The organism is Deltaproteobacteria bacterium, from assembly GCA_016930875.1.
Classification (GTDB): Bacteria; Desulfobacterota; Desulfobacteria; order Desulfobacterales.
This window is the reverse complement of sequence record JAFGFW010000135.1, coordinates 1-4,043: the sequence shown is the minus strand read 5'-3', so window position 1 is coordinate 4,043 and position 4,043 is coordinate 1. Positions and strand designations below refer to the sequence as shown.

The 4,043-nt window shown below is 48.2% G+C and carries 3 protein-coding genes; all 3 read right to left on the bottom strand.

What is annotated here, in order from left to right; genetic code table 11:
- Positions 1–343 precede the first annotated feature (343 nt).
- The 3 genes from JW883_11930 to JW883_11920 are packed head-to-tail and all read right to left on the bottom strand — an operon-like array spanning position 344 to position 3,726.
- The gene (locus JW883_11930; GenBank protein ID MBN1842974.1) at positions 344–1,936 is read right to left on the bottom strand and encodes an AAA family ATPase; all 1,593 of its coding nucleotides are present in this window, start codon (positions 1,934–1,936) and stop codon (positions 344–346) included.
- 8 nt (positions 1,937–1,944) lie between these two features.
- A complete protein-coding gene (locus JW883_11925) occupies positions 1,945–3,210 on the bottom strand; it encodes a GAF domain-containing protein (GenBank protein MBN1842973.1) in 1,266 nt (421 codons plus the stop codon).
- Between the two features lie 45 nt (positions 3,211–3,255).
- A complete protein-coding gene (locus JW883_11920; GenBank protein MBN1842972.1) occupies positions 3,256–3,726 on the bottom strand; it encodes a universal stress protein in 471 nt (156 codons plus the stop codon).
- Positions 3,727–4,043: the final 317 nt, after the last annotated feature.

The window sequence follows — 4,043 nt, the reverse complement described above, 5'->3', positions numbered from 1 at the left end:
GAGGCAACGGCCGAAAGACTCTTCCTTCTTCCAACAAGGCCTCAGTGGTTTCCTTTTCAGAGCTAAGCATTTCTTTTCTTGATTCTGTTGCTGATACTTCCATAGATTTCCTCCTTCTTTATTTTGCTCAGGCACGCTGTTAGTTTCACAAGGCAACCTTTGTGCCAACACGGCCAATCTCATGGCGCGGCAGATGGCTGCCGGCTATCTCTCTGTATTTACAAGATAACTTTAGCTGCTTGAGTGGGGAGAGGAAAAGAGGCGACAGAGAACAGGCCGAAAGACCGGGGATGTTTTCCCCGGTGGGGGGGTGGTTCGCCCCGGGGCAACGGGCTATTGACAACTATAGGAGCTTTTTCACCTGATCCCGTTTGCAGGCATAGCCTTCTGAGAGAATATGACCAAAGGCATTGCGAAGTGGTTGGTCCGTGTTTATTTTCAGGTGAATTTCGGAGGGAATTTCATTCATGGGTTCAAAGTCTTGCAGCATCTGTGTAAAATGTTCAAGACGCGCGTCAGAGAGACTCGATGCTGTTTCGCGCTTTTTGAGCCTGGAACGGATTGTCTCCTCTTTGCAAAGGCATTCCACAAAAACAAGATTGGTATCAAGATCTCCAGCCAATTGCCGAGCGTCATCTCTCCACTTGCGGCGTGAAAAGGTGGCATCCAGGACTGCAGAGCGTCCTCCTTTGAGTGTTTCCTGGGCCAGGGCCAACAATTGAGCATATACGCGATGACGCATTCCGGGGCGGTAAATGCCCTGACCAAAGGGAAGAACCTTGTGACGGGGATCAGATTGCCTTTCCCTTCGAACAAGATCGGATTGAAACAATGGGATCAATTGCGCTTTTGCCAGCTCCTGGGCAAGTGAAGATTTCCCCGTGGCAGGCAAGCCACAGAAAACCCAGAGAGTCGGCCGGCTGAATTCTAGAGCATATTGATAGGCCTGATCCATGTAACGCCGTGCCTCAGCCATTAAAACCTGTTGTTCGGCCCTTTCCATGTCCTTGAGGCGAAGACAGGTGACTTTCAGTCTTACAATGGCTCGATAGGCGGCATAGAAATCGAGCAGGGCATAGAGTCCCGGATCATTGCCCGCATCAACGTAGGCAGCCAGAAAGGCTCTGCTCCACTCCGGATAACCCAGATGTTCCATATCCATGTGAAGGAAGGCCAAATCCGCCACCACATCCCCGTATCGGAAGCGATCATTAAACTCTATGCAGTCAATGATTTGAAGGCCTCTATAAAAATAGACATGATCAGCACGCAGATCACCGTGACCATCACGAATGCGGCCTGTTTCCACGCGCCTATCAAAAAGCTCGCGCCTATGCTCAAGAAAAGTGCGAGTGACCTGGCAAATGAATTCCCACTTTTCTCGTTCCAGGACATCTCCTACAAACGGCTCCAACTGCCCGAAGCTCTCTTCCATGTTGAAGCTGATCACGTCTCGTTGACCGTAGTGATCGATCTTTGGACCTCGGTTGCTCCTTTCATAAAAAGCGGCCAGCGTCTGTCCCAGTTTTTTCATGTGGGCCCGGCCGATTCTGTTCTTTTTCAGGAGTTGCCTGAGACTGAGCGCATCTGGCAGTTGGCTCATTTTGACGGCGTATTCAACGACTTGACCATGTTTTCCTAGAGAGAACCGATCATCGTCGCCTTTGCGGATTGCTGTTACTTCGTGGTAAATCCCGCGGGTGAGTCTTCGATTCAGGGCAACCTCGCGTTCACAAAAACGACGCCGGTCATCCTGGTCGCGAAAATCGAGGAAACCAAAATCCACAGGTTTTTTCAGTTTGTAGACCCATGTTCCGGTCAAAAACACGGACGAAATATGGGTGTCGCGGCGTTCAAGGTGAGATACTGAATGGGGATAAAAGGCGGGATCAGCCATTGCCTGGCAAATGGCTTCAAAACGTTGCCACGGATCCATTGTCGTTCCTATGTCCCGAGATCCTTTGAAATAACCACATAGAAGGTTGTCCCCTTTTTTGGTCCCGATTCAAACCAGACCTTTCCCTTGTGGGCTTCCACGATTTCTTTCACAATGGTTAAACCCAGGCCCGAGCCTTCTGTTTGCTCAGATGCTGGAAGTCTGCCGAACATTTGAAAGATCACCTCGGAATCCTTCTTTTTCATGCCCATACCGTCGTTCTTGAAGGAGAGTATATGGAAATTCGCGTCCTGGTCATAGCCTACGGTGATCTTAGTGAGGTCATCCCCTGCGTGTTTCAGCGCGTTATCGATCAGGTTCTTGAAGACCCTGGTTATTGCCTGTTGATCAGCCATAATTTCCGGAATGGTGTCGGGCTCCGACCATGTTATATTCCGCTCCTCCAGCACTGGCGCCACCTCATTCCTGATATGTCCGATGATTCTCTTCACATTGGTCTTTTTCATATCGAAAAGGACTTTTCTGGACTTGATGTATTCATTGATATCCTTAGTAAATCTTTCGATCTGTTCGGCCGCCTTCCTGATTTGATAGCAGTATTTTTTTCCTTTTTCGTCCATCCTATGTTCATACTTTTCAGTCAGTAACCTGGCAAAACCCGACACACCAATAGCCGGATTCTTGAGATCGTGTGAAACCGTGTAGGCGAAGAATTCCAGTTCCTCTTTCTTCTTCTTGACCTCTTCTGCTTTGTTCCGTATGTCCTCATAAAGCTCGGCCACATTGATGGCAACAGCGATCTGGTTTCCAATGGCGACCAACAGATCGATCTTTGCCTCATTAAGTGAAATCATGCGTTTCCAGGCCAAATTCATGACGCCAAGCACCTTATTTCTCACGATTAGAGGCACACATATGACGACATTAAAACCCTTGCTGTGCAGAAGGGCCGCCCTTGTGCCGTTTTCCAGATCTGAAACCTTTTGAGCAATAAAGCTCTTTGTTCGAGCCGCTTTGCCTGAAAAGCCCTCGGTTATTCTGATTTTGCGCAGTTCCTTTACATGTTCCTTTACAATGCCTTTGTATGCGACCAGCTCAAGGCATTTCTCGGTTTCATCCATCAAGTAGATCCTCACGGCATCCACCTTGAAATGTTCCCGAACCTTGAGGATAGCCCTATCCAAGATCTCCGTAAGGGCGAGAGATCTCGTGAGATCGCTGCTAATGTCATAGAGGACAGCAAGGGCCTTGTGCCTTTTCGTAAGCTTGGTCTTGCTGAATTTTACCGACACATATTTTTTATCGACCAGCATAGCTTAAATCCCTGAAGTTCAATCTACTCTGACGTTGCCGTGGCTTCAAGTGTGCACATACTTGATCTTGGGTCTGAAGGGGTTTATGGTCAAGACCGGCACAGAGGCATTCCTGACTACCCGTTCGGCAACGCTGCCCATCAAGGTACGTTCCAATCCCTTTCTGCCGTGCGTGCCTATGACGATCAAATCCATATCTTGTTCGTTGGCAAATTCCAAGATTTCCTCTTCAGGATTTCCAATTACGACCTTGGTGTCGTAATTGGAGAAATCGCCCAGGTGTTTTTCACAGAAGGCCTCCATCTGCCTTTCTCCTGTGCGGGCAATTTCGGCTGATGTGTTCATCAATACATCAGATGCTACATCGATCGATGCCAGGTAGACCAGATCTCGCGCCACGAACAGGAGATGAAGCCGAGCGTCAAATTTTTGAGCCATCTCAAGAGCGTCGGGGAATATCCTTTCCGAACACTCTGAGAAATCAATTGGGAAAAGAATCTTATTAATTTGAATCACAGTCTACTACCTCCTTATGTTTGTTCAATCCGTAACCGTTCACGGTTACAAAAAGATGAACATCGAACATCGAACGTTCAACATCGAATGTTGAATGGGAAAACAGGAAACAGAAGAATTATTTAAGATTTTCATTACAAGTATCAAAACGGCCGTTCGACAGGCTCACGGTCCCGAGCCAAGTCGAGGGACTCACGGCCCTGAGCGGAGTCGAAGGGCTGAAAAGAAATAGAAATAGCCGTCGCACGACCTTGAGGCTCTCGACAGGTTGAATGTTCGGTATTGGATATTCGTTTTTCATTCGACGTTGGACGTTC

Excerpts from the sequence above, each read along its gene's own strand:
- JW883_11930 (MBN1842974.1), bottom strand. The coding sequence starts at position 1,936 with ATGGATCCGTGGCAACGTTTTGAAGCCATTTGCCAGGCAATGGCTGAT.
- JW883_11925 (MBN1842973.1), bottom strand. The coding sequence starts at position 3,210 with ATGCTGGTCGATAAAAAATATGTGTCGGTAAAATTCAGCAAGACCAAG.